This is a genomic window from Clostridium sp. 1001283B150210_160208_E6, assembly GCF_015669365.1.
In the GTDB taxonomy this organism is placed as follows: domain Bacteria; phylum Bacillota; class Clostridia; order Clostridiales; family Clostridiaceae; genus Clostridium; species Clostridium paraputrificum.
The window spans coordinates 80,945-105,241 of sequence record NZ_JADPAA010000008.1; the positions used below are offsets into that span (position 1 = coordinate 80,945).

20 protein-coding genes, 1 riboswitch and 2 other annotated features are annotated in these 24,297 nt (G+C 30.6%); of the genes, 16 read left to right on the top strand and 4 right to left on the bottom strand.

The window, feature by feature from the left end:
• Positions 1-3 precede the first annotated feature (3 nt).
• Complete coding sequence (locus tag I4V16_RS10140) at positions 4-1,314, top strand: aspartate kinase (RefSeq protein WP_049178106.1); 1,311 nt, start codon at positions 4-6, stop codon at positions 1,312-1,314.
• 140 nt (positions 1,315-1,454) lie between these two features.
• Here the strand turns inward: I4V16_RS10140 and I4V16_RS10145 are convergent, their stop codons facing one another.
• Entirely contained in the window at positions 1,455-1,673 is a 219-nt protein-coding gene (locus tag I4V16_RS10145; RefSeq protein ID WP_049178107.1) for a (2Fe-2S)-binding protein, read from the bottom strand.
• 202 nt (positions 1,674-1,875) lie between these two features.
• Positions 1,876-2,123: a binding site (T-box leader), on the top strand.
• Positions 2,124-2,223: 100 nt separating this feature from the next.
• Between I4V16_RS10145 and ileS the strand changes: the two genes are divergently transcribed.
• The 4 genes from ileS to I4V16_RS10165 all read left to right on the top strand — a co-directional run bounded on the left by ileS (position 2,224) and on the right by I4V16_RS10165 (position 8,460).
• Positions 2,224-5,337, top strand: coding sequence for an isoleucine--tRNA ligase (gene ileS, locus I4V16_RS10150; RefSeq protein WP_049178109.1), 3,114 nt, complete (start codon positions 2,224-2,226; stop codon positions 5,335-5,337).
• 193 nt (positions 5,338-5,530) lie between these two features.
• On the top strand, positions 5,531-6,529 hold the full coding sequence (locus tag I4V16_RS10155; protein ID WP_049178110.1) for a LacI family DNA-binding transcriptional regulator: 999 nt from the start codon (positions 5,531-5,533) through the stop codon (positions 6,527-6,529).
• A 117-nt stretch (positions 6,530-6,646) separates the two neighbouring features.
• Positions 6,647-7,084, top strand: coding sequence for a MarR family transcriptional regulator (locus tag I4V16_RS10160; RefSeq protein WP_049178111.1), 438 nt, complete (start codon positions 6,647-6,649; stop codon positions 7,082-7,084).
• A gap of 2 nt (positions 7,085-7,086) precedes the next feature.
• Positions 7,087-8,460, top strand: a complete 1,374-nt coding sequence (locus I4V16_RS10165; protein WP_049178112.1) for an MATE family efflux transporter — start codon at positions 7,087-7,089, stop codon at positions 8,458-8,460.
• Between the two features lie 87 nt (positions 8,461-8,547).
• Here the strand turns inward: I4V16_RS10165 and I4V16_RS10170 are convergent, their stop codons facing one another.
• Positions 8,548-8,733 (bottom strand): hypothetical protein, encoded by a 186-nt coding sequence (locus I4V16_RS10170; protein ID WP_027098573.1) that lies wholly within the window; start codon positions 8,731-8,733, stop codon positions 8,548-8,550.
• A 111-nt stretch (positions 8,734-8,844) separates the two neighbouring features.
• Here I4V16_RS10170 and I4V16_RS10175 point away from each other — a divergent pair, with 111 nt between their 5' ends.
• From I4V16_RS10175 to I4V16_RS10210, 8 genes are all read left to right on the top strand, one after another.
• Positions 8,845-9,420, top strand: coding sequence for a nucleoside recognition domain-containing protein (locus I4V16_RS10175; protein ID WP_049178113.1), 576 nt, complete (start codon positions 8,845-8,847; stop codon positions 9,418-9,420).
• A 12-nt stretch (positions 9,421-9,432) separates the two neighbouring features.
• Complete coding sequence (locus tag I4V16_RS10180) at positions 9,433-9,957, top strand: spore maturation protein (protein ID WP_195966674.1); 525 nt, start codon at positions 9,433-9,435, stop codon at positions 9,955-9,957.
• Positions 9,958-10,012: 55 nt separating this feature from the next.
• Positions 10,013-10,738, top strand: coding sequence for an ABC transporter ATP-binding protein (locus I4V16_RS10185; protein ID WP_049178115.1), 726 nt, complete (start codon positions 10,013-10,015; stop codon positions 10,736-10,738).
• The gene (locus I4V16_RS10190; protein ID WP_049178117.1) at positions 10,731-12,362 is read left to right on the top strand and encodes a hypothetical protein; all 1,632 of its coding nucleotides are present in this window, start codon (positions 10,731-10,733) and stop codon (positions 12,360-12,362) included. The genes I4V16_RS10185 and I4V16_RS10190 overlap by 8 nt, the downstream gene beginning before the upstream one ends.
• Before the next feature lie 91 nt (positions 12,363-12,453).
• Positions 12,454-13,701 carry an aminopeptidase P family protein gene (locus I4V16_RS10195; protein WP_049178118.1) on the top strand — a complete coding sequence of 416 codons (1,248 nt, stop codon included), beginning with the start codon at positions 12,454-12,456 and terminating at the stop codon, positions 13,699-13,701.
• A 69-nt stretch (positions 13,702-13,770) separates the two neighbouring features.
• Positions 13,771-14,097 (top strand): phasin family protein, encoded by a 327-nt coding sequence (locus tag I4V16_RS10200; RefSeq protein ID WP_049178119.1) that lies wholly within the window; start codon positions 13,771-13,773, stop codon positions 14,095-14,097.
• 67 nt (positions 14,098-14,164) lie between these two features.
• A complete protein-coding gene (locus I4V16_RS10205) occupies positions 14,165-15,778 on the top strand; it encodes an AarF/ABC1/UbiB kinase family protein (protein ID WP_049178120.1) in 1,614 nt (537 codons plus the stop codon).
• A gap of 92 nt (positions 15,779-15,870) precedes the next feature.
• Positions 15,871-16,045, top strand: a riboswitch (Lysine riboswitch).
• A gap of 104 nt (positions 16,046-16,149) precedes the next feature.
• Positions 16,150-17,871, top strand: coding sequence for a Na+/H+ antiporter NhaC family protein (locus I4V16_RS10210; RefSeq protein WP_049178121.1), 1,722 nt, complete (start codon positions 16,150-16,152; stop codon positions 17,869-17,871).
• A 105-nt stretch (positions 17,872-17,976) separates the two neighbouring features.
• On the opposite strand, the gene I4V16_RS10215 is transcribed toward I4V16_RS10210, so the two are convergent.
• Complete coding sequence (locus I4V16_RS10215) at positions 17,977-18,432, bottom strand: DUF5680 domain-containing protein (RefSeq protein WP_049178122.1); 456 nt, start codon at positions 18,430-18,432, stop codon at positions 17,977-17,979.
• A 97-nt stretch (positions 18,433-18,529) separates the two neighbouring features.
• Positions 18,530-19,027: an FUSC family protein gene (locus tag I4V16_RS10220; RefSeq protein ID WP_049178124.1), complete on the bottom strand. Its 498-nt coding sequence runs from the start codon at positions 19,025-19,027 to the stop codon at positions 18,530-18,532.
• Between the two features lie 142 nt (positions 19,028-19,169).
• Positions 19,170-19,417, top strand: a binding site (T-box leader).
• 62 nt (positions 19,418-19,479) lie between these two features.
• Between I4V16_RS10220 and metG (I4V16_RS10225) the strand changes: the two genes are divergently transcribed.
• The 3 genes from metG (I4V16_RS10225) (at position 19,480) to I4V16_RS10235 (ending at position 24,219) form a co-directional block, all read left to right on the top strand.
• Positions 19,480-21,411 carry a methionine--tRNA ligase gene (gene metG / locus I4V16_RS10225; RefSeq protein ID WP_049178125.1) on the top strand — a complete coding sequence of 644 codons (1,932 nt, stop codon included), beginning with the start codon at positions 19,480-19,482 and terminating at the stop codon, positions 21,409-21,411.
• A 149-nt stretch (positions 21,412-21,560) separates the two neighbouring features.
• Positions 21,561-23,189, top strand: a complete 1,629-nt coding sequence (gene metG / locus I4V16_RS10230; RefSeq protein WP_049178127.1) for a methionine--tRNA ligase — start codon at positions 21,561-21,563, stop codon at positions 23,187-23,189.
• A 586-nt stretch (positions 23,190-23,775) separates the two neighbouring features.
• Positions 23,776-24,219, top strand: coding sequence for a DUF2383 domain-containing protein (locus I4V16_RS10235; RefSeq protein ID WP_049178129.1), 444 nt, complete (start codon positions 23,776-23,778; stop codon positions 24,217-24,219).
• The last annotated feature ends 78 nt before the right edge of the window (positions 24,220-24,297 follow it).

Genomic DNA, 24,297 nt, shown 5'->3' on the forward strand with positions numbered 1-24,297 from the left:
AAAATGAATAAGGTGGTTACAAAGTTTGGTGGAAGTTCTTTAGCAGATGCTTCACAGTTCAAGAAGGTAAAGGAAGTTATCCTTGCAGATGATGCTAGAAGGTATGTAATACCATCAGCACCAGGAAAGAGACATGGGAAAGATACAAAGATAACAGATCTTCTTTATCTTTGTCACATGCATGTTGAGACAGGTATTTCTTTAGAGGATGTATTTAAGCATATAGAGGAGAGATATACTGGAATAGTTAATGATTTGGGGTTAGATCTAGATATAAGCACTTATCTAGATGTAGTAAAAAAAGATATTGAAGACGGTGCATCTAAGGATTATGCAGCTAGTAGAGGAGAATACTTAAATGGTATTATCTTAGCTAATTATTTAGGATATGATTTTGTAGATGCAAAAGAAGTTATATTATTTCATGAAGATGGAACATTAAACAGTGAAGAAACTAATAAAAGATTAAAAGATAAGTTATGCAAAATCGAAAGAGCTGTTATTCCAGGATTTTATGGAGCAGATGAACAAGGTGAAATAATAACCTTTAGCAGAGGTGGATCTGATGTAACAGGTTCTTTAGTTGCTGCAAGTATAAATGCGGATTTATATGAAAATTGGACTGATGTTTCTGGATTTTTAATGGCTGATCCAAGAATAGTTGAAAATCCTAAGACTATAGGTAAAATTACATACAAGGAATTAAGAGAATTATCATATATGGGTGCTTCAGTGCTTCATGAAGAAGCAATATTTCCTGTAAAGGAAGCTGGAATACCAATTAACATAAAAAATACTAATTCACCTGAAGATAAGGGCACTATAATAGTTCAAGATACTGAAAATGAAAAGTGTAAAACTATTACAGGTATTGCAGGTAAGAAGAACTTTACTGTTATATCAATAGAAAAGGCAATGATGAATAATGAATTAGGATTTTGTAGAAAGGTATTATCAATATTAGAAATGAATAATATATCTTTTGAAAATATGCCTGCAGGAATAGACACAGTATGTTTAGTAATAGCAGATTCAGAGCTTAAGAAAAAGAAAGATATAGTTATTGAAGAGATAAGAAGAAGTTGTGATCCGGATTCTATAGTTGTACATCCTAATATGGCTATGATAGCTACAGTTGGTAAAGGTATGGCTAAAAACAAGGGGGTAGCAGCTAAGGTATTTGGAGCCTTAGCAAAAGCTAACATAAACATTAGAATGATTGACCAAGGATCATCAGAGATGAATATATTAGTTGGAATTGAAAATGAAGATTTTGAAAGGGCTATAAAGTCTATATATAGTGCATTTAATTAAATAGTAACATGAGGGACTTCTTAACAGTTGGTTAAGAGGTCTTTTTTAGTTAAAAAACATATAAAAAATAAGCCAATCTGTGGGGAACAGATTGGCTTGGGGAGATATAATCAGTCAACCAATAATATTTGGGGAAATATCTATTGATCGATTGAATGTGCTTCGATTAACTCTTGAATTTTAGGGATACATCTACATCCTTTGCAACCACCTTTTGTAGCACCAGTAGCTTTAGCTACATCATCTACAGTTTTTGCTCCAGATTCTATAGATTCTTTAATTTTGGATCTTGGTATCGCCTTGCAAACACATACTTTTGTGATTTTATCAAGGATTTTCTCATTTATATTATTTTCCATTTAGTTACCTCCTAAGTTGATGACTAAGGAAAATAAGGGGATTAGATAACTTGTTGTTATCTTGACTATATTAAAACATATCAATGGATGAAAGTCAATACTAATTAATAAAAATTATTAGCTAGTAAGAATAAAAAGCGTATAGAAGTAAGTATATTGTAGTAATTGACATTTATTTCAGGAATGGTATATAATAAATAATATAAAAACTGTGATTAGGAAAAGTAATTAAGGTTTCTACTTTCAGAGAGTAACTGGTTGGTGTGAAGTTATATAGTGTCTTAGTGAAAATCACCTAGGAGTTGGAAATTGAACAGCTTTGCTTAGTAGGTATTCCCGTTAGCCAGCGTTAATGGATAGAGCATGATTGTGCTTGAGATAAGTACCCTGAATTTATCATAGGGTATACTTTGCCATAGGTGGTATAGCGAATTCAACTTCGTCCTTTTGGATGGAGTTTTTTTATTTATTAAAAATTAGATATGACTAGATATCTAATAAAAGAGAATAATTAAAATATCTGATTATACACGAGAAAGGAGCAAATAAGATGTACAAAAAAGTTGAACTTTCAAAAGGCTTTGTTGGTATGGAAGAAGAAGTAGCAAGCCTTTGGAAAGAAAAGGATGTTATCAAAAAGAATTTTGATATGAATCAAGATGGTGAATACTTCACTTTCTATGATGGACCTCCAACAGCTAATGGTAAGCCACACGTAGGTCACGTTTTAACAAGAGTTATGAAGGACATAATTCCAAGATATAAGGTAATGAAGGGGTATAAGGTAATTAGAAAAGCCGGTTGGGATACTCACGGGTTACCTGTAGAACTTGAAATAGAAAAGAAACTTGGAATATCAGGTAAGGAACAAATTGAAGAATACGGTGTTGAAAAATTCGTAACAGAATGTAAGGAAAGCGTATTTAAATATGTTTCTATGTGGGAAGAAATGACTAATAAGATTGGTTATTGGGTAGATATGGATGATCCATATGTAACATACCACAATCCATATATAGAATCAGTATGGTGGGCTTTAAAACAAATGTGGGATAAAGGTCTTTTATATGAAGGTCATAAGGTAATGCCTTATTGCCCAAGATGTGGTACTGCATTGTCTTCACACGAAGTTGCTCAAGGATACAAAGATGTTAAGGATTTAACTTGTATTGCTAAATTTAAGGTTGAGGGAGAAGAAAACAAGTACATATTAGCTTGGACAACAACTCCTTGGACATTGCCATCAAACTTAGCTCTATGTATAAATAAGGCTTACACTTATATAGAAGCAAAGGTTGGAGATGAAGTATATATCTTAGCTAAGGATCTTGCTGGTAAGGTTCTTGGAGAAGAATTTGAAATAGTTAGAGAATTTAATGGATCAGAATTACTAGGAACTAAGTATGAACAATTAATGCCGTTTGGAAAAGTTGAAGGTAAAGCTTTTGAAGTTATTCATGGTGATTACGTAACATTAACAGATGGTACTGGTATAGTTCATATTGCTCCAGCTTATGGTGAAGATGATAATCTTGTTGCGAAGGCTAATGGAATCACTTTCATTAACTTAGTTGATAAAGAGGGTAAATTCGTAGAAGAAGTTACTCCATGGGCAGGTAAGTTTGTTAAGAAGTGTGATGAAAGCATTTGTAAGTGGCTTGAAGAAAATAATAAGTTATTTAAGGCGGAAAAGCACCTTCATTCATATCCACACTGCTGGAGATGTGACACTCCACTTCTTTACTATCCAAAGGAGAGCTGGTTCGTTGCAATGAGCACTCTAAGAGATAAGTTATTAGAAAACAATAATAAGATTAACTGGTATCCTGATAACATAAGAACAGGAAGATTCGGTAAATTCTTAGAAAATGTTATTGACTGGGGTATCTCGAGAGATAGATACTGGGGAACTCCGCTTCCAATCTGGGAATGTGAATGTGGTCACAAAGAATGTATAGGAAGCATTGAAGAGTTGAAGAAGAAGGGTATAAATGTACCTGATGGTATAGAATTACACAAACCATATATAGATAATGTTCATTTAAAATGTGAAAAGTGTGGTAAGGAAATGGAAAGAACTAAGGAAGTTATAGATTGTTGGTTCGATTCAGGATCAATGCCATTTGCTCAACTACACTATCCATTTGAAAACAAAGAGTTATTTGAGCAAAACTTCCCGGCTCAATTTATATCAGAAGCTGTTGACCAAACAAGAGGATGGTTCTATACATTATTAGCTATTTCAACTGCTATATTTGATAGAAATCCATTTGAAAATTGTATTGTTTTAGGTCATGTTCTTGATAAGAAGGGATTAAAGATGTCTAAGTCTAAGGGTAACGTTGTTGCTCCTATGGAGGTTTTAGAAAGTCAAGGTGCAGATGCTACAAGATGGCATTTCTACACTGCAAGTGCTCCATGGCTACCAACTAGATTCTCAACTGATGATGTTGGAGAGGCATCAAGAAAGTTCTTAAGTACATTGTGGAATGTATATTCATTCTATGTTTTATATGCAGATATAGATGGATTCAATCCGTTAGAGTACAAAGATTTTGTTTCTGATAATGTTATGGATAAGTGGATAATGTCTAAGTTAAACACTTTAGTTAAGGATGTTGATGCTAAATTAAACTCTTATGACATTACAAATGCTGCTCTTCAAATTGAAGAGTTCACAGATAACTTATCTAACTGGTATGTAAGAAGAAACAGAGCAAGATATTGGTCAGAAGAATTAACTGATGATAAGATTGGTGCATATGTAACTCTATATAGAGTTCTAGTAACTTTATCACAAGTTGCAGCTCCATTTGTACCATTTATCACAGAAGAGATATATCAAAACTTAGTTGTTAATTTAGATTCTTCAGCTGAAGAAAGTATTCACTTATGTAAGTGGCCAACAGTTGATGAAGAAGCTATTAACAGTGAGTTAGAAAAGGAAATGGATTTAGCTTACACAATAGTTAAGTTAGGAAGAAGTGCAAGAAATGGTGCTAATATTAAGAATAGACAGCCACTTTCTCAAATGTTAGTTTCAGTAGCATCACTTCCAGAATACTATGGAGATATTATTAAGGATGAATTAAACATCAAGTCAATTGAATTTGGTGCAGATCTTTCTGAACATGTTAACTTTGAAATAAAGCCTAACTTACCTGTTTTAGGAAGAGCTTATGGAAAAATGATTCCTGCAATAAGAAAAGAAATAGCTTCTAGAAATCAAATGGAATTAGCTCAAAAGATAAATAATGGTGGAGTAGAAGTTATAAATGTAGATGGAACAGAAATAGAACTTAACAAAGAAAACCTACTTGTAACAATGCAAGGTCTTGATGGATATGCCTTTGCAGGTGAAGGTGAAATTGGTGTGGTTCTTGATACTCATATATCAGAAGAATTAAGAGAAGAGGGACACGTAAGAGAAATCATCTCTAAGATTCAAAATATGAGAAAAGAAAGTGGATTCGAAGTTGCTGATAAGATTACATTATATGTAGCTAATAATGATATGTTATTAGATGTTATTAAGAAGTTCGAAGATACAATTAAAAAAGAAACATTAACAGTAGACGTTGTATGCAACGAACAAAACATAGAGTATACTGAATCTACTATTAATGGAGAAAAGCTTAATATGTCTGTTAAAGTAGTAAAATAGAGTAATAAATATTGAAAAGGTTACTATAGAATTTATAGTAACCTTTTGATTTGTTCAAAATTTGTTTTTAAAAAGGGTATTTTAAAAGATTTTTAACAAAAACTATAAATAAAGCAGGGATTTGCTTGTTTTTGGGAGAATATATAGGTTATAATTAAATAATTAAAATATAAGAAATGGGAGTGATGAGTTAATGGCAACTTCTATTAAAGATGTAGCTAAGGAAGCTGGCGTTTCGATTGCAACAGTTTCAAGAGTGCTTAATGATATCGATGTCGTAAATGAAGACACTAAGAAAAAGGTTCTAGATGCCATTAAAAAGTTAGGTTATAGACCGAATATAGTAGCTAGAAGTTTAAAGACTCAAAGAACAAAGACTATAGGAATACTAGTACCAGATATATCAAGTCAGTTTTATCCTGAAATCGTAAGAGGAGCGGAAGACGTTGCTAATATCTATGATTACAATGTTATCTTATGTAATTCAGACTTTGATGTAGAAAAAGAAAAAGAATATTTAAGAGTACTTAAGGAAAAGATGGTTGATGGAGTAATATATATGAGTAGTTCATTAAGTGAAGAAATGCTTGATTTAATTAATGAACTAGACTTAAAAACCATCCTAGTTGAAACTAAGGATAAAGATGGAGTTTTACCAAGTGTAACTATAGATAACATAAATGCATCATATGAGGGTACAAAGTATTTATTAGATAAAGGATTGTCTAAACCAGCATTTATAGGAGTAAAACAAGATACAATGAATGCTTGGGGAGATAGATTTGTAGGGTTTGAAAAAGCATTAGAAGAAGCAGGTATAAATGTTGATGAGGAATTAGTTTACTTCGATAACTTAAAGGTTAAAACTGGTTATGAAGCAGTTGAAAAGTTTATTGGAAGTAATAAGAAGTTTGATTCAATAGTATGTGCATCAGATGAAATAGCAATTGGAGCAATAAATAGGTTAAGAGAAAATGGATATAATGTTCCAGAGGATATAAGTATTATTGGATTTAATAATAACCATGTTTCCTCATATTTTTATCCAAGAATAACTACTATATCTCAACCTAGTTATGACATGGGATCAGTAGCTATGAGAATGTTAATAAAACTTCTAAATAAGAAGGAACTAGAACAAGGTCATTATGTTTTAGACTATCAACTAATACAAAGGGAAAGTACTAAGTAGAAAAGGAAGTAGTGGAAAACACTACTTCTTTTATTTTGAAAAAATAGTTGCTAATACAACTAATTAGTAGTAAAATAGTTGCTGTTGCAACTATTTATAATAAAGTTAGGTGATAATATGGGGAATAAAGAATACGATTCTATAGGGAAATTTGTTTCCCAAATATATAGAAGCGGAAATAGTTTTTTTTCAAAGGCATATGCAAAATATAATATTGGAGCAGGACAATATCAATTTTTAAGAGTTTTATATAAAAAAGAAAGATTAACTCAAGAAGATTTAAGTAATATTTTGAATATAGATAAAGCTACCACAGCTAGAGCTTTGAAGAAACTTGAAGAAGAAGGATACATATATAGAAATAAAAGTTCAGTTGATAAAAGAGCTAATATAATAGTACTTACTGATAAAGCTTTAAGTATAAAAGAAGATTTTTTTGAAGTACATAGACAGTGGGAAGAAAAGATTACTTCAATTTTAACAGAGAATGAAAGAGAATTAACTCTTATATTACTAAAAAAAATAGCATCTAGTGAGACACTAAGGAGGAATTAAGCATGAGAGGACAAGCTAGACTTGGAGAAGAAAAAATATCAAAGTTACTTATGGAGTTTTCCATTCCAGCTATAATAGGTATGGTAGTAAATACCTTATATAATATTGTAGATAGAATGTACATAGGAAACATAAAAGATATTGGTGGATTAGCTTTAACTGGAGTTGGTATAACAATGCCAATAATGACTATAATAATGGCATTTGGAATGTTAATTGGAATAGGAACAAGTGCCAGAATATCTTTAAAACTTGGAGAACATAAAAGAGAAGAGGCTGAAAAGCACTTAGGAAATGCATTTACTTTAATTATTATAGCTAGTGTTTTAATAACTATAATAGGACTTGTATTTATGCATAAAATACTTGGATTATTTGGAGCGAGTGCAGATACTGAAGTTTATGCAAGAGAATATATGCAAATAATATTCTTTGGAACTATATTTAATATGCTAAGTTTTGGATTAAATCATTCAATTAGAAGTGATGGAAGTCCTAAGATAGCTATGTTATCAATGTTAATAGGTGCAGGTACTAATATTATATTAGACCCTATATTTATATTTGTATTTGGAATGGGAGTTAGAGGAGCAGCTATTGCAACTGTAATATCTCAAATAGTTTCAACTATATGGATTTTATATTATTTTACAAAAGGTAAGAGTAATTTAAAAATTAAAAGAGAATATTTATCTTTAGATAAAGCTATAGTTTTGAGTATTTTTTCTATTGGAGTAAGTCCATTTAGTATGCAAATAGCTCAAAGTATAGTTCAAGTGTTGGCTAACAATGCATTAAAGACTTATGGTGGAGATTTAGCTATAGGTGCTATGACTATAATAAATAGTGTAGCTATGATATTTATGATGCCTATATTTGGCTTAAACCAAGGTTCACAACCTATAATAGGATATAATTATGGTGCAGAAAAATATAAGAGAGTTAAGCAGGCTGTAAAGTCCGCAACTATAGTTGCTACTATAATAGTTTCAATTGGATGGATAATTACTCAAGCTGCTCCACACTTATTAATATCAATATTTAATAGAGATGAGCAGTTAGTAGGCATAGCAAGCACAGGTATGAGAATATTCTTATTTATGTTGCCTGTAGTAGGAGCGCAAGTAATAAGTTCTAATTACTTCCAATCTATAGGAAAAGCTAAGATATCTATGTTCTTAAGTTTATTAAGACAAGTAATATTATTAATACCTTGTTTAATAATACTACCAAAGATTTTTGGGTTAACAGGAGTATGGCTTGCAGGAGCTGTTGCTGATGGATTATCATCATTAATCACTTTGATAATCTTCTTTATGTCAGTTAGAAAACTTAAAGATAAAGAAGGAATAGTAGCAAAAGAAGCAGTAATTTAAGTAAATAGAAATAAAATAAAGGATGAAACTTTAGAGTTTCATCCTTTTATTGTACTATAATCATTATTCCTATTAACTATCTTAACCTTATATGATACCTTCACTCTTTAATATATCTTCTAACTTTTTAACCTTCTCGTTTAAAGATTCGAATTTTTCTTTAATGATATCTTTAGATGATCCATCTTCATTAATTACTTTTTCTATATCCTCAACAGTTTTTAAAGCATCTTCTATATCTTGTTGAGCTATCTTTAAGTTAGTTTCTTTCATAAATTAATCTCCTTTAAGCAAAAAAATAGATTGTATATATTAATCCTATCACTACTAAATATTAAGTGCAAGGCATATATTTAATAGAAAACTTAACGTTAGGAGGATAATATGATTAATTATATTTGGTTTATATTAATATTCTTCGGTATACTGGTAGCTATATTTACTGGTAATGGTGCAGAAATATCAACAACTATTGTTGGGTCTGCAGATAGCACGGTGAAATTTATTATTGGGTTAGTTGGAATAATGTGTTTTTGGTGTGGAGTTATGAAGATAGCAGAAAAAAGTGGCTTAACCCAGAAGCTAGCAAGATTAATGAAACCATTATTAAAGTTTTTATTTAAGGATGCAGGAAAGGATGAAAAGGCTCTTGGAGCAATAGTTATGAACTTAACAGCTAATATGATGGGATTGTCAAATGCTGCAACTCCATTTGGAATAAAAGCTATGGAAGAAATGGATAGATTAAATCCTGAAAAAGGTAGGGCTAGCAATGATATGGCTCTTTTTTTAGTTATGAATGCTGCCTGTATTCAGCTTGTACCTTCCACAATAATATCAATAAGAGCAGCAGCAGGTTCTTCAAATCCTGGAGCAATTATTTTGCCTGCAATATTATCAACAGCATCAGCAGCTATTGTTGGTGTAATATGTTGTAAGATTTTGCAGAGATACTTTTAAGGAGGATTATAAATGAGCGATTATATAACAAAAAGTATAATAGGAATTATAGTTCTACTTATTATAGGTTATGGAATGATAAAGGGTGGAAAGGTATATGAATGGTTTGTAGAAGGGGCAAAGGAAGGGCTTCAAGTATGTATGAGAATATTTCCTTACCTTTTGGCTATGATTGTAGCAGTGAATATATTTAAAGCAGCTAATTTATTAGATATATTAAATAAATTATTATCACCCTTAACTAATCTTATAGGATTACCCCAAGAAGTAACACCATTGGTACTAATTAAACCACTATCAGGAAGTGGTGCACAGGGCATATTTGCAAATTTACTTCAGACATATGGACCAGATACACGAATAGGATTAATAGCTTCTGTAATTATGGGAACTACAGAGACTATATTCTATACAGTTACAGTTTATTTTGGGGCAGTAAAGGTGAAGAAAGTAAGACATACTGTATGGGCAGCTGTTTTTGCGGACATGATTGCTATAATTAGTGCTATATTTTTAGTAAATATATTTTTCTTCTAAAATTATGGAAGATATGTAATAAAATTGATAAAATTATTTCTAAGGGGGAGAGATAATGATAAATATTAATCAGATAACTAAGTCTTACAATGGAAAGAACAAAGCTGTAGATAGTTTAAATTTAGAAATAAAAGATGGGGAGATTTACGGGCTACTAGGTCCAAATGGAGCAGGAAAAACTACAACTATTAAGATGATAACAGGTATTATTGCACCTACATCAGGAAATATAACCATAAATAATATTGATATTGTTGAAAATCCTGTTTTGGCAAAAGAGCAGTTTGGTTATGTGCCAGATAGCCCAGATATGTTTTTAAGGTTAACTGGAATGGAATATTTGAATCTTATGGGAGATATATATGGTGTATCAAGTGAAGAGAGAAAATTAAGAATAAAAGATATGTCTGAAAGATTTGAAATGAATTCTGCATTAGGGGATAAGATTCAATCTTACTCACATGGTATGAGACAAAAGATAATAATAATGGGGGTATTACTTCATAGGCCAAAGGTATGGATATTAGATGAACCCATGACAGGGTTAGACCCAAAGTCATCTTTTATATTAAAAGAAATGATGAGAGAGCATGCTGATGAAGGAAATACTGTTCTTTTCTCCACTCATGTATTAGAAGTTGCGGAAAAGATATGTGATAAGGTTGCAATAATTAATAAAGGGCAATTAATTTTCAATGGAACCTTAGAAGATATGAGAGAAGAGTTTAAGGCAAGTGAATCACTAGAAGAAATGTTCTTGGAGCTAACAAGCAATGAATAGACTTAAGGTACTTACAAAATACTTTGTAAGAGATGCCATTCAAGATATGTTTAATGGTTCAAAAATGAAGTCTGGATTTATGGTTTTATTAATGATATTGTTAATTGCCTTTATGTCATTACCACTGATAATTATTGTAGATGTATTATATGAGCCTTTTGTAATAATAGGACAAGAGGGAATGTTGTTATCACTAATATTGCTTATAGGAGCTGTTATAAATTTCTTTTTAGGAATATTTACTATAATGAATACATACTACTTTTCCAATGACATAGAGAACTTTTTACCTATGCCATTTAAGAGTAGTGAAATAGTGTTGAGCAAGTTTATAGCTGTATTAATAAATATGATTTTATATTCCACAATAATAGTAGTTCCTTTATTAGTTTTTGCTCAAAAGTCATCGGCAAGTCCAATGTTTTTTGTTTATATTGTACTTACAGTGATTATTTGTCCTATTTTACCAATGATAATTGCTGCTTTAGTATGTATGCTTTTAATGAGATTTACTAATTTATCTAAGCATAAAGATGCTTTTAGAGCTATATCAGGTAGTCTATCTCTAGTTTTGGTGGTTTTAATAAATATCCTTTCACAAAGAAGTTCAACTTTATTTGAAAGTTCCTCGTCACTTGTTAATATCATTCAAGAAAAAAATAGTCTTATAGGTGCTTTATCTGGAATGTTTATAACAAATAAGTATGCTGCGTACGGTTTGTTATATAATGGTGAGGCTAAGGGGATTTTTTATATGGGTATTTCCATAGCTATTTGTATATTACTGTGTATAGTATATTACGTAGTAGGAGGAAAACTATATTTAAAAGGTATAATAGGAATATCTGAAACTTATAGTAAGAGGGTAGATATATTAAAAGAAAAAAATATAGATAGTATAGTTTCAAAGAAATCTCCAATAAAGTCTCTTGTAATTAGAGATATAAAAATAGTATTTAGAACACCGCAGTTTTTTATAAATTCAATTGTAATGATGTTATATATGCCTATTTTTCTAACTATAATTTATGTGGTTAATGGAAGCTTTACTGATGTTAAAGGTATGATATTGAGTGGTAAATATAACTCTGTCATAATTGCGGGGGCATTTTTATTAGCGGCTTTTTCAATTTGTTCATCTGGTGGAGGTAGAAAGTGTTTGTCCAGAGAAGGAAGCGATTTTGTATTTTCAAAGATAATTCCTATATCTTATAAGGATCAGGCAAAGTCTAAGATAATATCATCTCTGTGTATAAATTCTTTAGTTCCTATACTTATTTGTACACTTTTAGTGTCGTTAAGAGTAGCTTTATCAATAATTTTATTAGGGGTACTATCATCAGTATTTGGAGTTGCAGTAGTAACTTTAATACAGATATTATTTGATTTTATTAATCCTAGTTTGAAGTGGAATGATGAAAAAAATTTATATAAGGATGATGTTGTATCAGTAGTTATGGTATTTGTAATACTGCTTTTAGGAATTGGACTAGTAGCAATGGCTATGAAGGTTGAAAGTTATATAGGCATGTTTTCAATGATTATAGTATTCTCTTTAATATTGATTTGGGGACTTTATAATAAAATAATTAACATGTCAGATGAAGTTTATAAACAAAATTAAATTTGATGGAAGCTTTCTTATGAAAGCTTCTTTTTTTGGCTAATATTAGTAGTATACTATTAATAGATTAGAAGAAAGAAAGGTGACTTATATGATAAAAGAGGTATTCAAAAGAAATAGAGAAAGACTTATGGAAAAGGTAAGTGATAATTCAATAATAATTCTTTTTGCAGGTAATGCACCAAGAAAAAGTGCTGATGAGCAATATCAATTTACTCCTAATAGGAACTTTTACTATTTCACAGGAATTGATGAAGAGGAACATATTTTAGTTTTAACAAAAATAAATGGAGAAATAACTGAAAAATTATTTATTAAAGATATAGATGAGGAAATGGAAAAGTGGGTTGGTAAGAGTATAAGACCTGAAGAGGGAAAACAAATATCAGGAGTTGAAGATGTAGCATTTATAAGTACTTTTAATTTGTTTTTGAATAAGACATTCAATAATTTAGTTGAAGTAAATCTATATTTAGATATAGATAGGGAAGATTTTAATAGTCTAAAAAATATTGTTGGAGAATTTGCAAATGAAGTTAAAGGAAAGTATCCATTTGCAAATATAAGAAATTTAGCACCATTAATTGCACCCTTAAGGTTAATCAAGAGTAAGGAAGAGATTGAAGAGATAAAAAAGGCAATAAATATAACTATTGAAGGTGTAAACAGTTTAATGAAAAACTGTAAAGAAGGAATGAAGGAATATGAATTAGAAGCATATTTTGATTTTGTTTGTAAGAGTAATGGAGTAAAGGATTTTGCATTTAAAACAATAGCTGCTGCAGGTAAAAATGCAACTATATTACATTATGTTGATAATAATTGTGACATAAAAGATGGAGATTTAATTCTATTTGATTTAGGAGCGCAATATAATTATTATAACGGTGATATTTCAAGGACATTCCCTGTAAGTGGAAAATTTAGTGATAGGCAAAAAGAAGTTTATAATGCAGTATTAAGGGTTAACGAGAAGGTTATTAATGAAATAAAACCAGGAGTAGGTTTCCTTGAGTTAAATAAAAAAGCAAAAGAATGGATTGCAGAAGAGTGCATAGCTTTAGGTTTAATAAAGGATGAAGCAGATGTGTCTAATTACTATTGGCATAGTATAGGCCATAGTCTAGGGTTAGATACTCATGATATTGAAGGAAATAATAGAGATGTTATTTTACAAGAAGGAATGGTTTGGACTGTTGAACCTGGAATTTATATAGAAGAAGAAGGTATTGGAATAAGAATAGAAGATGATGTGGTGGTTACATCAGAAGGTGTTGAAGTCTTAACAAAAGATATGATTAAGACTGTAGAAGAAATAGAAGAATTTATGAATAAATAGAGTATATAATTTGGTATTTTAGGGTAAATATAACTTATGGATAATTAAGAAGAAGTTGGAGGTGGTTTTATGGTAAGTGACGCAAAGAATATCTTTTTAGCTGGAGTTGGTGCTGCTGCTTTAACATATGAAAAAGCAACAGATGTAATTTCTCAGTTAGTTGAGAGAGGAAAGCTAACTTTAGAAGAAGGAAAAGAATTATCAGAAGAATTAAAAAGGGATGTAAAAAGTACAGCTAACGGTGCAAAGGAATCTATGTTAGAAAAGGTAAATAATATAAAGCCATTAACTAAAGAAGAATTAAGTGATATCTTAGAAGAAAAAAATTATGCTACAAAGGCTGATGTATTAGAATTGAAAAGAATTATAGAAAAACTAGAGGAAAAGATTAATTAGGAATTTTAAATCCCTTGCTTAATAGATTGTTAAGTAAGGGATTTTATTTAGGGAGTTGAGTTTTTATATGAAATCTAAAGAAAGGTTTCAAGAGATTATAAAGGTTTTTATTTCATATGGTTTTGGATATTTAATTGATAGTAAATTTAATAGTAGTAAAAAATCTCCTGGAAATTTAAGAATGGCATTTGAAGAATTAGGCCCCACCTTTATAAAAATTGGTCAAATATTAAGTACAAGGCCAGATTTGTTACCAGAGGAATATATAAATGAGTTAATAAAGTTACAAGACTCGGCTCCAAAAGAAAGTTATGAGAATATTAGGAGTGTATTTGAAGCGTCCCTTAATAAAAGCATTGAAGAGTGTTTTATATATTTTAGTAAGGAGCCAACAGCATCTGCGTCTATAGCTCAGGTTCATGAAGCCATATTAAATGATGGAAGAGCAGTTATTGTAAAGATTCAAAGACCTGATATATATAATATTATGAAGACTGATATAGATATACTGAAAAAGATAATAAAGTTATCTAAAGGCAGGATTGATATTAATATAGTTGATCCTCTTGCTGTTATAGAGGAATTAGAATCAACTACTGAAAAAGAACTAGATTTTATAGATGAAAGTAAGAGCATAGTTAAGTTTAAAAAAAATAATGAAAATATTACGTCTATATATGCTCCAGATGTTATATTCAGTTTGTGTAGCGAAAAGGTATTAACATTAGAGTATATTAATGGTTTTAAGATAAATAATATGCAAATGATAGAAAAAGAAGGGTATAGCAGCAAAGAAGTTGCAAAGAAATTGGCATTATCATATTGTAAGCAAATATTTGATGATGGCTTTTTTCACGGGGATCCTCATCCAGGAAACTTATTAATATCAAATGGGAAGATATGCTTTATTGATTTTGGTATAGTTGGAGAGCTACATGAAAGTCTAAAAGAATGGCTAAATAAGGCCATGATAGCTGTAGCTACAGGAGATAAGAGTAAGATAGTAGATTTTATTTTAGCAATTGGAATAAAAAGAGGAAAGGTAAATAAAGGGAAATTATATGAAGACGTATCTTATTTGTTTACAACATATTTAAATACATCTCTTAAAAACATAAAGGTAGCTGTATTATTAGAAGAAATGTTTTCTATAGTTCAGAATAACAATATACAGTTTCCTAAGGAGCTTGCAATACTCTTTAGAGGCTTAATAATACTAGAGGGAGTAATTGCAGAAGTGGATCCACAATTAGATGTAATATCGGTGATAACATCCTTTGTTAAAGGAAAAAATAAGATGCTTTTGATTAAAGATATAAATGAAGAAGAGTTAGTATTATCTGCATATTCTTTTTTTAGAGATGCTTCTAGAATTCCTAATAAAGCTGTTGAGGCATTAAGCAGTATATCAGATGGTAGAGCTAAGATTAATTTTAATATTACAGATTTAGAGAATTCGGTAGATCATATAAGTAATATGGTGAACAGATTAGTTGGAGCATTACTTATTTCATCATTAATAATAGCGTCATCTTTAATAATAAGTAATAATGTAGGACCTATATATAAAGGGATATCTTTAATAGGGATAGCAGGATACATTATATCAGCTATATTTGCTATAATTTTATTAATAGCAGTAGTTAGAGAGGGCGGTTTTAGAAGTAAGAAAAAGAAATGAAAAAGTTAATAATTGCTAAAAAATATTAAAAAGACCTTGCAAGTCATTAAGAAGTTATGTATAATTAACCTAAATTATTACAAGTGAATAAGAGAAGAGGTAGAGGCGCGATACTTAATAGTACTGTTGTGGACGTAAGCAGAATGAAGCAATAGGAAAGGAATTATCGCCGAAGTATAGAATTAAAGCTTTAATATTCTAATACTGGGCTTATGCAGAATATGTATAAGACTGTCACAAATATTTTTGTGGTGAGCTATCATTCAGGATTTTTAATGTGTGTGTTTTAAGCCTTGAGTGTTATCTCAAGGCTTTTCCTATTTTTACCTCTAAATCTTTTCACAATTAAAAAAATTTTAGGGGGAATAATTATGAAAAACAGAAGTAGAAACTTAGTACTATTTATGTCTACATTGATATTGGTTTTATTATCATCAACTGTAGCATTTGCAGCAGAGGTTGAACCTGCTGTAGTAAATTCAGAAAGGTTTGGAGTATTAACACTTATACCGCCATTGGTTGCTATAATATTAGCATTTATAACAAAAAACGTTGTCATATCATTATTTATAGGAACACTTTCAGGATGTTTTATGGTACAGCTTGCAGGATATAATGTATTTGGAGCTTTTATACAAGCGTTCTTAGATTTTGTACAAAGAGCATTAAATTCACTTGCTGACCCATGGAATGCAGGTATTGTATTACAGGTATTGGTTATTGGAGGCGTTATTAATTTAATTTCTAAGATGGGTGGAGCTAGAGCTGTAGCTGAAGCACTTGCTAAAATGGCAAAGACACCTAGAAGTACACAAATTGTTACTTGGCTATTAGGGCTATTTGTTTTCTTTGATGATTATGCAAATGCATTAATTGTTGGACCAATAATGAAGCCAGTAGCAGATAAGATGAAGGTATCAAGAGAAAAGTTATCTTTTATAATAGATGCAACAGCTGCACCTATTGCAGGTCTTGCAATAATATCAACATGGATAGGCCTTGAAGTAGGATTAATAGGAGATGCATTTGCTGGAATAGGGCAAAATGTAGATTCATTTGGAGTGTTCTTACAAACTATTCCCTATAGATTCTATAACATTTTAATACTTGCATTTGTAGTTATCTCAGCTATACTTTTAAGAGATTTTGGACCAATGAGAAAGGCTGAAATAAAGGCAAGAAGAGGAGAGCAAGAATTAAAGGATATTGCAATAGATGAAGATACTGCTGAAGAATTTGAAGCAAAGAGTGGAATTAAATTAAGTATATGGAATGCTATAATTCCAATAGGAACATTAATAGTGGCAGCTTTAGCAAGTTTCTATTATAGTGGGTATACTGCAATTATGGCTGGAGAAGATATAGCATTAAAAACTGTGTTAACAGAATCCCCATTTTCATTTACAGCAATACAACAAACTTTCAGTAATGCAGATGCTTCTATAGCATTATTCCAAGCAGCATTATTTGCAAGTATCGTAGCATTAATTTTAGGTGTTTGTAAGAAGATATTTACTATATCAGAAGGTATAGAAATCTGGATAGATGGAATGAAGGGATTAATTATAACTGGGGTTATATTAATACTTGCTTGGTCTTTAAGTTCAGTAATTAAAGAATTAGGTACAGCACAATATCTAGTAACATTACTATCAGATTCATTACCACAATTCTTGTTACCAAGTGTAATATTTATATTTGGAGCTGTAATTTCATTTGCAACAGGAACTGCTTATGGAACAATGGGTATATTAATGCCACTTGCTATTCCTCTAGCACATGCAATTTCACCAGATATGACTTATATTATTATGAGTACAAGTGCTGTATTAACAGGAGCAATATTTGGAGATCATTGTTCACCTATATCAGATACAACAATAATGTCATCAATGGGAGCGGGATGTGATCATATTGCTCACGTTAAGACTCAAATGTGGTATTCATTATTTGTAGCAGTACTTACAATATTATTTGGTTATATTCCAGTTGGTTTAGGGTTACCAGTGTACATTGTATTACCATTATCTATTATAGGGCTTGGCTTATTAATATATTTCATAGGAAGACCTGTAGATGAGGTTGAAGCATAAGTAAAAACATAAAAATATATAAATATAAGAATATATAAATATAAAAATATAAAAAAGAGCGATATTAAGATAATGCTTACCTTAGTATCGCTCTAATTTTATTTACTATCTTATTGTTCCACCATGAAAATCTAATTTAAATATTGGAGTCCCTTTATAAGATATAAACTCTTCACCTTTAAAAGAATCAACCTCTCCGTTCCAAAGACATTGATATTCAAAGTCAGATTTTCTAAAACTCTTTGGTCCTCTATAAGGAGCATCTTCAGAAACTCTAGATAAAGCTTCTGATAAAAAGTCTGAAAAACCACGTGGAATATCATTAGTTAATAATTTTCCAGCATAGTTCATTCCCCAAAAAGACCTTTCATCTTTCCAAATAACTTCTTGACCAATAAACCTTTGTTTACCTATGTGGCTATCTAGGTAGTAATAATCGTATTTTTTGAAAGTAAAATCATCTGAGTTTGGTTTAGAAGATTGAACTTTTTTATTTCGACCATTATAAGAATTTTTCTTTGCTTCTACCAAGAATGCTTTAAATAATGATAAATCACTCATCCCAATACCCCCTAAAAATAAAACCTCTTTTTTCGACTGTTATTTTTATTATATATAAGAAAATATTTACAATCAAGAATATTCTGATAACTATTTGTTAATCTTTAATTTTCTCTACAGGAGGATTTATATATTTATTTATAAATATTGCTATTATTATTCCAATAGAAGTATCAATACTTCTACCTATGGCATAAGAATATGAGGCTGGTCCATCGTAGTTAATCATAATTCCTATAAAAACAATGCAGCAAATGGTAACAGAACCAGGTTTTTTTATTATATTACATAAATAAATTGCTCCAATTACACCTACAGCAGTAACAAGAGAATTTATAGATTGTAGAAATAATATGTTGTCTACTATAAATATAAAAAGCACTCCTATAAGACCTCCAAGAAGAGTACCTATAAGCCTATTTTTACCCATACTAAAAGTACTTTCAACAGTATCTTTCATACATATAACTGCTGCGATACAAGCATAAAAAGGATTCTTATCTCCTGCTAGTTCAAATAAAACCATACATATAAACACTGCTAAAGCAGTTTTAAGGTTTCTATAGCCAACCTTAGGAAATTCAAACCTATTCAATTTATATCTCCCCTTTACTGTTTTAGAATATTATACCATAGTATTAATTTATTTCTTTGACAATTTAGAAAGGAATTTATTGATGTTGGTAACTTTAAAATTATTTGACAGATATTTTTTTTTGATTTATCATAAAATATAAGTAAATACAATGAAGAGAAGAGTAGTAAAGTAGAAAGTCTAAAGAGAGTTAACGTGTGGTGAAAGTTAATGTCAGAGAAGCTTTATGAAGATGGTCTTGGAGTAGAACCTTCGAGCTTAGTTAAGTTAGATGGTTACGGTAGCAACCGTTATATTGCAGAGTGATGATAGTCACTTAGTGAGTTTTTTATCGTGAGATAAAAAAGAAATAGAGTGGTAACACGTAAATAAGTTTATTACGTCTCTATATAGGCAAAATACCTATATAGGGACTTTTTTATTATCAAAAAACAAAAGGAGGAATTTAAAAAATGTGTAAAAAACCATATTATATAACTACACCAATTTACTATCCATCAACTAACCTACATATAGGAAATACCTATACTACAGTTGCTGCAGATGCAATTGCTAGATTTAAAAGATTAACAGGTTATGATGTAATGTTCTTAACAGGAACTGATGAACATGGTCAAAAAATTCAAAGAATAGCTGAAGAAAAGGGAATAACACCTATTGAGCATGTTGATGAAATAGTTGCAGGTATTAAGGACCTTTGGGAAATGATGAATATTAGCTATGATAAGTTCATTAGAACAACTGATGATTATCATGTTAAAGCTGTTCAAGATATCTTTAAAAAGCTATATGACAAAGGTGATATTTATAAGAGTTCTTATGAGGGATTATATTGTACACCATGTGAATCTTTCTGGACTGAAACTCAATTAGTAAATGGAAATTGTCCTGATTGTGGAAGACCAGTAGAAAAATCAAAAGAAGAAGCTTACTTCTTCCAAATGAGTAAGTATGCAGAAAGATTAATAAAGTATATAGAAGAACATCCAGATTTTATTCAACCAGAATCAAGAAAGAATGAAATGTTAAATAACTTCTTAAAGCCAGGATTACAAGATCTTTGTGTGTCAAGAACAAGCTTTGACTGGGGTGTCCCAGTAACATTTGATGAAGATCACGTTGTTTATGTTTGGATAGATGCACTATCTAACTATATTACTGCATTAGGATATGGAAGTGATAACGACGAATTATATAAAAAGTATTGGCCTGCAGATGTACATTTAATAGGTAAGGATATATTAAGATTCCATACTATTTATTGGCCAATTATGTTAATGGCATTAGATTTACCATTACCAAAACAAGTATTTGGACACGGATGGTTACTCGTTGATGGAGGAAAGATGTCTAAATCTAAAGGAAATGTTGTAGATCCAGTAGTTTTAGTTGAAAACTTTGGAGTAGATCCAGTAAGATACTACCTTTTAAGAGAAATTCCGTTTGGATCAGATGGATTATTTAATAATGAAATATTCATAAAGAAGATAAATTCAGACTTATGTAATGATTTAGGAAATCTTTTATCTAGAACTGTTGCAATGGTAGAAAAGTACTTTGATGGCGTAATACCTGCTCCAACAGCTAAGGAAGATATTGATAATGAATTAATAAACTTAGCCCTAGAGACTCCTAAGTTAGTAGAAAAGGCTATTGATGAATTAAGAATTCCAGAAGCTTTAGAAGCTATATTTAACTTAATAGGAAGAGCTAATAAATATATTGATGAAACAACTCCTTGGATATTGGCAAAGCATGAAGACAAGAAAGAAAGACTAGGAACTGTATTATACAACCTAGCTGAAAGCTTAAGATTCTCATCTGTATTATTATCGGCATTCTTACCTGATACAGCTAAGAAGATTAATGAACAATTAAATACTACAGTGGTTGAATGGTCAACACTATCAAGCTTTGATGGAACTGTTGCAGGAACTAAGGTTCATAAAGGTGAAAACTTATTCCCAAGAATAGACATAGATGCAAAACTTGCTGAATTAGAAGCTATTCAAGCAGCTCAAAAGAAAGAAGTGAAAAGAGAAATCCAACCTATTAAAGAAGAAATAACTATAGAGGATTTTGAAAAGTTAGATTTAAGAGTAGTAAAAGTTCTTGCTTGTGAACCAATTAAGGGAGCTAAGAAGTTACTTAAATTAAAAGTTGATTTAGGTGGAGAGGAAAGACAAGTGGTTTCTGGTATAGCAAAATACTATAAGCCAGAAGAATTAGTCGGAAAGTATGTAGTGCTTGTAGCTAATTTAAAACCAGTTAAGTTAAGAGGAGAGCTATCACAAGGAATGATTCTTGCAGCATCTACTGATGATGATAGTTTATTAACACTTGTTAATCCAGGAGAATTGCCAACAGGAAGTGTAGTTAGATAAGAGGGATAATAGAGTAAAAAAGATAATAGAGTTAAGGATAAAACCCAGCCTTTGCTGGGTTTTTAATTAAGGAAATTCTCTTTATGGAATTTCAGTGCTAACCTTTTTATCCATATTATATTTATTATTCTAAGAAGGGGGTTATATTATTGAATGTAATTATAGGGAATGCATGGCCGTATGCTAATGGTCCATTGCACTTAGGAAGAATAGCAGTATTATTACCAGGGGATATCTTGGCTAGATATCATAGGTTAATGGGGGATGAAGTAGTATTTGTATCTGGATGTGACTCCCATGGAACTCCTGTAACAATGAAAGCAAAGGAAGAAGGAATAACACCCTTAGAAGCTTCTAAAAAGTATTATAATGAGTTCTTAAGTTGTTTTAAAAAGCTGAATTTTTCTTTTGATTTATTCACTCAAACTCATACAGAATATCATAGTAGTAGCGTTAAAGATTTTATATTAGAACTATATAATAAAGGATATATATATGAAAAAGATATTGAACAGGTATATTGTGAAGAGTGTGGTGAATTTTTATCTGATAGATATATAGAGGGAAAATGTCCAATTTGCGGAGGAGAGGCGTTAGGCGATCAATGTCTAGAATGCTCTGAGATATTTGAAGCATCAGAAATTTTGAATAAAAAGTGTAAGATATGTGGTTCTGAACCAGTAATTAAAGATACAAGTCATTTGTTTTTTGCATTGTCTAAGTTTGAAAATGATGTGAGAAGATTATATATAAAGCAACAAGGCTGGAGAAAAAATGCTGAAGTAATTACTAAGAGATATCTTGATGAAGGCCTAAGAGATAGGGCTGTAACAAGAGATTTTAATTGGGGAATAGATGTACCATTAAGTGGTTATGAAGATAAGAAAATATATGTTTGGATTGAAGCTGTAATGGGATATTTAACAGCAAGTATGCAAGTTCTTGAAGAACGTGGGGAAGATTATAAGGAATATTGGGACGGTGAAGATAGTAGGGTTTACTTTGTTCATGGTAAAGATAATATTCCATTCCATACAGTTATTTTCCCGGCAATATTATCTGGATTAGGAATAAAAAATCCATCAATTAGAGAGGTTTCTGGAGAGTATTTAAAGCTTGAAGGAAAGAGATTTTCAGCAGCAAAAAATTGGGCAATATGGGTAGATCACATAATTGATAGATATAATTCAGATGCAGTGAGATATTATCTAATATTAAATGGCCCAGAAAATAAAGATTCTGATTTTACATGGAGAGATTTTATAAATACTACTAATAATGACTTAGTAGGGTTATATGGAAATCTTGTAAATAGAACTTTAACCTTTATTAAAAGGAACTTTGGAGGGGAAATTCCAAGTGGAGAAGTACCTAAATCATTGAAAAATGAGATACTTCAGTTATATTTTAGTGTTGGAGATAAAATAGAAGATGGAGAATTTAAAGATGGTTTACAGCAAATAGTTAAAATGATAAGAAAAGCAAATAAAATGTTTGATGAATTTGAACCATGGGTAAAAGTCAAAAAAGATAAGGTGACATGTGGTCAAGATTTGTATGTATGCATACAGTTGATTGCAAATTTATCTAATTTATTAGAACCTTTTATGCCTGAGTCCTCTTCTAAAATAAGGAGCTTTATAGGGTTAAACGAAGCAACTTGGAGTTATGTAGAAATAAAGTCAGGTGAAATAGATGATATTAGTATACTATTTGAAAAAATAGATAAAAAGAATGCAATTGAAGAACTGAACCTGATGAAAGAAGAGAAAAATTAAACAAAAAAATAGGACATCCACAATAGGGGTTTGGGATGTCCTACAAACCAATCTATTTAAGATGGTTATAAGGGGTAAATAATAATGCTTTAACTACTTTACAAGTTATATATTACATTATGAATATGACAAAATAGTGTCAAAAAGAAATATGTTTTGGAAACAAGGTGTTAACAAATATTAATAATTGAAAAGGCCCAGAGTATTTATATAAAGGGGGATAAATACTCTAGGCCTTTTTCAATGGCTAGGAAAATATAAAGTTTTAATTAGCTATAAATCAAAGGCATTATCACAATTTCGTATTAAAAAATATAAAATCAAGGATAATAATTTTATAATTTCCTCACCTTTAGTAGGAGTGGGGTAGATGTTTGTTTCGATGTGACTTGGAGCGTAGTGACGGAACAAGCAGAACAAACATCTACCCCGCCTTTTTCATACATTAAAAATAAGAGAACATAAACTTATATGTCTTAGCTACTATGTATTTAAATATAAACTCAGGATATGACAGTTGTGTGACATAAATAAAAAGTAGTATAAAAGTTTATATTTATATGAAACTATACTTGAGGTGATATTTATGGATAACGATAATGCTAAAGTAATAAAAGAAATGAATAAGTTTTTGAAGGGAATCCACATGGGAGGCAGTACTTTTAAGGATTATATTGAAAGAGCAGAGTCTAAAGAGCTAAAAGATTCTTTAGTGGAAGTTACAGAAACATTTAAGAGACATGAAGAAGCAATAACACATAGAATAGAGCAACTTGGTGGGGATGCCAATGATTCATTAGGAGTAATGGGAATAATGAGCGAGTTTTTTCAAAAGGTTAAACTACTTTCTGCCAATAGCGATAAGGAAATATTAGATAATGCAATAGAAGCAATGAAAGTTGGGATTGATAATGCTAATAAGTTTATCGATGAACATAGTAATCTAGAAAACAGTTTGAAAAGTGATATAGAAGGTGTAGTTAAGGATTATGATAACAGTTTAAGAAAGCTAGAATCTATATCTCTTTAATAAGTTGAAATTGATGAAAATTAGTCTATATAGTAGAGACTTATGAAATAGAGTCAGCTATATAGGCTATTTTTTTGT